Origin of the sequence: Nostoc sp. (assembly GCF_036917575.1) — a bacterium.
Taxonomy (GTDB): Bacteria; Cyanobacteriota; Cyanobacteriia; order Cyanobacteriales; family Nostocaceae; genus Nostoc.
Map to the genome: position 1 here is coordinate 1 of NZ_JBALDC010000003.1, position 6984 is coordinate 6984.

Sequence of the window (6984 nt, forward strand, 5' to 3'; positions counted from 1 at the left end):
TCTAAAAAAGTTAAACACAGAGGTACTGGAACAAGAACTAATCCTCCTGTGTTTGTTGTTTCAAGCACTGCATAGCCTTAACTGAACCGTATTGCTATATATACACCATGCCCTCATTGGAGGCTGTATGTCCCGTCCAAAAAACACCAGGAGGAAACGCGCGTTTCCTCCTGGTGTTTGGTAGATGACTACAATAGTTAGGTGTGGTTACGATTTTTGGGTGGACTTGCTAATCCCACTGCTTCAGGGGCGCTGCTTCCATTTTAAAGATGTCTAAATGGTATTAGAAAGCTGCAACAGCTGCCTCAGCTACAGCTTGATCCTGTTCACCGCTACCGCCACTTACTCCAACTGCACCAACTATTTGCTCATCGCGTTGAAGTGGTATACCCCCGGCAAAAATCATGATTCGTCCTCCATTTGAGGCGTGAATACCATAAAATTGTTTTCCTGGTTGAGCATTCTCACCAAGGGATTTGGTAGAGAGATTAAACGCACGAGCAGTAAATGCTTTATTAATTGAGATATCAATACTTCCGATCCACGCATCATCCATACGAATATGAGCAACAAGATTCCCGCCAGCATCAACAACCGCAAGATTCATTGGTTGTCCGATTTCACGAGCCTTCGCTTCTCCAGCCGCTAATATTCGTCGTGCGTCATCCAAGGATACAGAATATTTGTCAGAAGTCATGGTAATTCTTTCAATCGTAGAAATGTGTGCGTTAAGTGCTTGTCATCAATAAAGGATATCACGAGCATAAATTCTCGGTGTACCTTTATTCCTTCCTAAGAGTCCCCAGTCTCTACGAGTAATTCTCCGAATCAAATCGAATTGTTATATAGCAGGAGGCAGCTATGCTGGAGGTAAAACTATTACTATTCCTAGCTTTCACTCTTTTCAAATGTCCTAACCTATGTGACTACGGCTATATCAGGTGTTTTGTGAAATGCTCAAAACTCTGAAATTACAGGGTTTTTACTCAAGACGGGCTAAACGCCCCGCTACCGCTAACAGCACTCACTACAGATCAAAGCATAATCAAACCCAGTCGCACACCCACAGCAACAGCCTCGGTGCGACTGGAGACATTGAGCTTTTGAAAAATGGATGAGAGATGAAATTTGACTGTATGCTCAGAAATGTGTAATTGTTTAGCGATCGCTTTATTCCCCAACCCAGAACCAAGCATACCTAAAACTTCTATCTCGCGTGGTGTCAAGGTTTGTACAGGATTCGCCACCACTTTTTCGCGGATAGACAGTAATTCTACAGCATCCGGATGCAGCGCCAGCAAACCAAAAGCGATCGCCTCCACAGCCGCGACAATTTCTGACTCTGTGCTAATACTGGGCAATATTCCCCGGATACCAGAACGTAACGCCGTCTGTAAGTCGATACTGTCGAGTTCTTCAACAATGACGATTATTCCTAATCGATATTGCTGTTCTTGAATTATCAGCAATTTTTCCCACACCGCTTGTGGAAAATTACCGCTCAAATCTATCAGCACCACATCTGGCTGTAATTGCCCAACTTCACTCGCCAATACATCCAAATCAGATGCACTCCCCACAACCGTTAACCGAGGATTGGTAGTTACCACAGTTGATAACCCTGCCCGCACCACAGGGGAAGTAGCAACTACCATCACTCGGATCATGTCGCCTCCACGGCAGTTGTCTCGGACTGCACAGCAACATAAATCACGAGTTGCTGTCTACCGCGTTGGATTTGTAGCGGTACAGATCCTTTACTGTTATGGAGATATTTGGTTAAATCATTCATGGTAGTGAATAATCGCCCCGAAACTCCAATTAAAACATCGCCGATTTGTACACCAGCAGTTTCCGCCGCACTGCCAGGTAGAATTGACAGCACTAATAAACCTAAGCTACGCCTACCTAAAAGTACAGGTTGCAGTGTGACTCCCAGTTGCGGACGACTATTTCCCTGTAAAAAACGCTCAACGGTGTTGCTGGGAACTGCCACAGCCAAACCATTAACAATCATGGTGTTAATTCCCACGACTCGGCCGAGACAGTCGGCAAGTGGCCCTCCAGAATTACCAGGATACAGTCGCAAATCGGCCATGACTGCTCGTGGATTATTTGCATGGATAATTCCAGTTGTCACAGCACCACTGTCACCAAACGGATTACCCACCGCCAAAACTAATTCACCCACTCGTAACGCCTCAGAATTGCCGATAGTTGCAGCAGTCAAATCAGTGGCGACAATTTTCAGGGCTGCTAAATCCTGCTGTGGCTCGAATCGAGTACGTACCGCATCAAATACCCTGCCGTCTGCCAATTCCACAGTTGTGCGGTTGCTGGTTGCCACATGGGCGTTAGTAATAATTAGTCCGTCAGGTTGCCAAATGACACCAGAACCGACTCCCAAAGAGCCGCTTTTCACTTTCACAGTGCAATCGCGTAGTTTAGCAGCTACCTCTGTCAATTCAGCAGCGATGTTAGTTAATGTTGTGTTTGCCATGTTATACAATTTTTGAGCATGTCAAAGTAAAATCTAGTGATGTCCTTTGTCCTCATAAACACAAATGACTAATGACTAATCACTAATGACGATTCGAGCAAAAAGGTTCAACTTCCGAGTTCAGAAGCTCGAATGAATAGAGAATTTCGATAATTTTGACAAAGCTAGTTAAACCGATCGCAAATTAGCATTATTCTTCCTTAGTAGGTCGTTCGCCAATTGTGATCGCTAACTCAACTAACACTCCACCCCGGACAACTTGCACGTTGACAGATTTACCAATGCGATCGCTGTTATTAAGCAGCGCCAATACCTCACCTGTATCGCCAACAGTTACGCCATCGAACGTTACTAAAACATCGCCAAGCAGCACACCTGCATTATCAGCAGGCCCCGAAGATTCAACATTAACGACAATTACCCCAGTTGCAGAACTTAAATTCAGAGATGTTTTTAGGTTCTTTGGTAAGCGTACAGGTTGCATTCCCACACCCAAGTAGCCTTTTGAAATATATCCTTTTGCTACTAATTGGTCAACCACGCGATCGACTGTAGCAGTGGGGATAGTCAGAGCAATTCCACGCCGCCCCGATGTATTCATGCCTACCACAAAACCAGCAGCATCTACCAGCGGCCCACCCGCAAAGCCAGAGTAAAGGGTAATGTCTGGGCGGATGAATTGGTCAATATTGCCGCCACTCATACTTCGCCAAGCACCGCTAACCACACTCACTGCACCCATCGCCGCTCTTAAATCACCTTCGCTACCTCTTGCCAGTCCTAATACGAGATGACCGACTTTGAGCGTTTTAGCATCACCAACTTTCGCCACAGGTATTTCGACATTTTCTAGTTTAAAAACAGCAATATCGGTGCTAGAGTCATGACCGATGAGTGTTACTGGTGCAGTGCTACCATTTGATAAGGTAATCGTGATGTCGTCATAGCGCTGGAGGCACTCATCAGAGGTAACAATGATGCCATCACGCCAGTGAATGCCGCTTGGGGAAACACGAGTACCCCCATTTACTGCAACCACAGCACTCCCAGCTTGTTCTACGGTATCAGCTAAACTGTTGGACAGGTCTAGTAATGAAGACATAAGATTTTCTGCAAACGTTCTTAGATGTTCATATCGTGCCGTTTGATCAACACAGATGACATCGGAAAAATGGGGAGTAATTCATCCTAGAAAAATGGCTAGGATTGACATCAGCTTTTGAGCTTCTCTACGAGAGGCTTCGCCAACGCAAACGCTAATGCAAAAGTTTTTGGTCTACTACAGCTATATTAGTTTGGGATCTGAGCTTTCTTTAATTATTGAGTTGTAATAGGCAATAACTTGACTACGGAAAGCTCTGAAAGTATTCCACTAACGAATAAGCTGATTAAGGTGTTGCATAAATGCGGGATGATTTGGTGGTTGAAACCATTGAAAATTCGTTCCACATTGAGCGAAATCATCCCATAATTCTGCAACGCCTAAAGATTAAATAACCACTTATACTACCTTATCGAATTCAATATAAAGGTACTTCAGTCCCCGCATGAGTATGTTTGGTAAGTACTGATAACCGGATTGTCCCAAGCGGATGTTATTAAGCCGTAGTAACAATCGCTGATATGCAATCTGCATTTCCTTACGAGCAAGCATAGCACCTAAACAAAAATGAATCCCATGACCAAAAGATAGGTGATTGCTGGCATTATGGCGGCGCACATCCAAACGCTCGCCCTCAATAAATTTTATGGGGTCGCGGTTAGCAGCATCGAAGCGGATCATCACCAAAGACCCAGCTTGGAGAGCAACGTCTCCTAGTTTTATATCTTCCATCACAACTCGCCACATTCCTGCTGTTGGACTTTCCATCCGTAGAACTTCTTCAACAAAGTTATCTAGCTGCGAAATATCTGTTTGTAGCAACTTTATTTGCTCTTTATTGTTTGCCAGCAACAACATCCCACCTGCAAGCGCACTGGTGACAGTTTCATTACCAGCCACTAATATCTGCTGAATTATACTCAGCAGTTCAGCAGTATCAAGCGATCGCTCTCCAGCTACCTTTGCCTTTACCAAGTCAGTGATCAAATCATCTTGAGGCTGTTTTTGGCGCGAGTCTATGACATCTTTAAAATAATGCTGGAAAGCAACAACATCTTTAGCACACTCAATCTCCTGCTCTCTAGAGAGTGTGTGCCCTAAACGTGCAATAAAAGCATCAGACCATTGCTTGAACTTTGGTATATCTGCTTGCGGCACACCCAACTGTTGAGCAATAACTTTGAGCGGTAAAGCTACGGCAAACTCACTGACGAATTCACACTTGCTGCGATCAATGAAATTGTCAATCAGTTCATCAACAATCTGCTCAATCAACTCAGACATTTTGTTGACACGCTCAGAGGTGAATGCTTTATTCACCAGCGCTCGAAATCGCTCGTGTTCTGGCGGATCTGCTGTGAGTAGGGTGTTCATCTGAGGCCAGCCTTGAGCAGAAATTTTCTGCAACTCATCATCCTGTTCTTCTTTTCCAGCCAGTAAAGTAGAGAAATTGCTAGAGAATACTCTTGTATCCTTAAGAATTTCTCTCACCAAGTCATAGCTGGTAACGAGAAAGAGTTTTGCTCCTGTTCTGGAACTAGGTAGCTCCATAATTGGTGCTTGCTCTTGTGCCAGCTTGTAGAATTCATAAGGACACACAAGCACTTCCGGGTCAAAGAAGTTGTAGTCCGATAGATGCTTCATGGTTTTAATGGTGGTCAGTGATGGTTTACTTTGAGTAATTGTCTAGTCAACAGTCAACATCATCTTAACAAGTTACCTACCGTTAGCTCATTTTTGAAGACAAATGCACACCGAGTCAAGAGAAATCAATCTGCTAACTCCATCTAGAAACTTACCTCTATATGGCAAGAGAATTTTAGTAACAGCACCAATAAATTATGCTTATAGGTTATCCGAACAAATCATCAAAAAAGGTGGTTTACCTGTTTTCATGCCTACTATTGAAACCTGCTATTTATCAAACTACACTCTCTTAGATACCGCTTTAGCCCATATCAGCGAATTTGATTGGATTCTTTTCACAAGTAGAAACGGAATCGCTGCATTTTTTCACCGCATAAATGATTTGAATATTCCTATATCTATGGTGCAAAAATGTCAATTATGTGCTTTGGGAAAAGATGCAGAAAGCTTATTATCTTTTTCTGACAAAGTGGATTTAATTCCAACAGAATCTAGCCCAGCCGGAATTGTAGCTGAATTAGCGAAACTTCCGCAAATTCACGACAAAAAAGTGCTGATCCCGGCTCCAGAAGTTGTGGGTTTGCCTGAGCCTGATGTTGTACCCAATTTGATTACAGATTTGCAACAATTGGGCATAGAAGTAACTCGCGTACCCACATATATTACGCAAGGTTTAGACAAAAGTATCTACAGTATGGAATTAAACCTGATGCGTCAAGCAATTATTGATGTAATTGCCTTTAGTAGCACAGCAGAAGTAGAAAGCTTTTTGACAATGGTTAACTCGCAAAGCGATTACGAACATTGTGTTATTGCATGTTTTGGCCCTTACACCACTGCTAACGCCCAAAAGTTGGGTATGACTGTCTCTATCGTGTCTAGAGATTATAGTTCATTTGAGGGATTTGCTGAAGCGATCGCAGCATTTTTTACTCTTACTTGCGATTAAAACGAAGCGTCTAAAGATATAAAATAATCAACCACATTTAACTCTAGACTCGCAGCACATAAACCCGTAGGATCAACAATGTAGTTCATATTTAGCTAGGGATTGTTACATGGCAACTTATAAAGTCACATTAAAAACTCCAGATGAAGAAAAAACAATTGAAGTTTCTGATGATGATTACATCCTAGAGATTGCTAACGAAGAAAATGAGATGGATTTGCCCTACTCATGTAACGCTGGTTCTTGCTCAAGCTGCACTGGTAAGCTGATTTCAGGTACAGTTGACCAATCAGATCAGAACTTCTTAGACGACGAGCAAATAGACGCAGGATATGTTCTCACCTGCGTTGCCAGACCCACTTCTGACTGTGTAATCCAAACTAATCAAGAAGATGAGCTTAACGGTTAAGAGCGGGTGAGAGTTGAGGGTATTGGTATTAACTTAAGCCCAAACCCTTTTCAAATCCCGTTTTTCTAGCTGAAAATGCTGCTCATTAGGCTGCTGTCGCTAGCAAGGAAGGCGGCAGTAGTCTTTATTGTAGACGTTATCCGAAACAAGGTGTGAAAATTAAGCTGCGATCGCATCTGGGTGTAGATGTGTAGCAAGAGCATCCCTATTTGGCAAAAATAATTTTAGATTTTATCGAAATGTAGTTTTTTGTACTACCAATTGAAGTGCAGAATGTGGGTTTTATCCCTCTTCTGTCACTTTCCGGAATAAGCAAGTAGTTTAGGAGCTAAATCATCCAGAAGCATAAGAGGGTTTAAATTGATTCATTGCAGCAA

General features: G+C 43.0%; 7 protein-coding genes. 2 read left to right on the plus strand and 5 right to left on the minus strand.

Annotation, left to right across the window (positions count from 1 at the left end):
* Positions 1 to 283 precede the first annotated feature (283 nt).
* From V7K79_RS00155 to V7K79_RS00175, 5 genes are all read right to left on the minus strand, one after another.
* Entirely contained in the window at positions 284 to 697 is a 414-nt protein-coding gene (locus tag V7K79_RS00155) for a GlcG/HbpS family heme-binding protein (protein ID WP_335043543.1), read from the minus strand.
* 337 nt (positions 698 to 1034) lie between these two features.
* Positions 1035 to 1667: a response regulator transcription factor gene (locus V7K79_RS00160; RefSeq protein ID WP_335043545.1), complete on the minus strand. Its 633-nt coding sequence runs from the start codon at positions 1665 to 1667 to the stop codon at positions 1035 to 1037.
* Positions 1664 to 2500 (minus strand): S1C family serine protease, encoded by an 837-nt coding sequence (locus V7K79_RS00165; protein WP_335043546.1) that lies wholly within the window; start codon positions 2498 to 2500, stop codon positions 1664 to 1666. The genes V7K79_RS00160 and V7K79_RS00165 overlap by 4 nt, the downstream gene beginning before the upstream one ends.
* Before the next feature lie 190 nt (positions 2501 to 2690).
* A complete protein-coding gene (locus tag V7K79_RS00170) occupies positions 2691 to 3602 on the minus strand; it encodes a S1C family serine protease (RefSeq protein ID WP_335043548.1) in 912 nt (303 codons plus the stop codon).
* A gap of 399 nt (positions 3603 to 4001) precedes the next feature.
* Positions 4002 to 5246 (minus strand): cytochrome P450, encoded by a 1245-nt coding sequence (locus V7K79_RS00175; protein WP_335043551.1) that lies wholly within the window; start codon positions 5244 to 5246, stop codon positions 4002 to 4004.
* 103 nt (positions 5247 to 5349) lie between these two features.
* On the opposite strand from V7K79_RS00175, the gene V7K79_RS00180 reads away from it, so the two are divergent.
* On the plus strand, positions 5350 to 6198 hold the full coding sequence (locus tag V7K79_RS00180) for a uroporphyrinogen-III synthase (RefSeq protein WP_335043553.1): 849 nt from the start codon (positions 5350 to 5352) through the stop codon (positions 6196 to 6198).
* Between the two features lie 109 nt (positions 6199 to 6307).
* The gene (locus tag V7K79_RS00185) at positions 6308 to 6607 is read left to right on the plus strand and encodes a 2Fe-2S iron-sulfur cluster-binding protein (RefSeq protein ID WP_335043556.1); all 300 of its coding nucleotides are present in this window, start codon (positions 6308 to 6310) and stop codon (positions 6605 to 6607) included.
* Positions 6608 to 6984 lie beyond the last annotated feature (377 nt).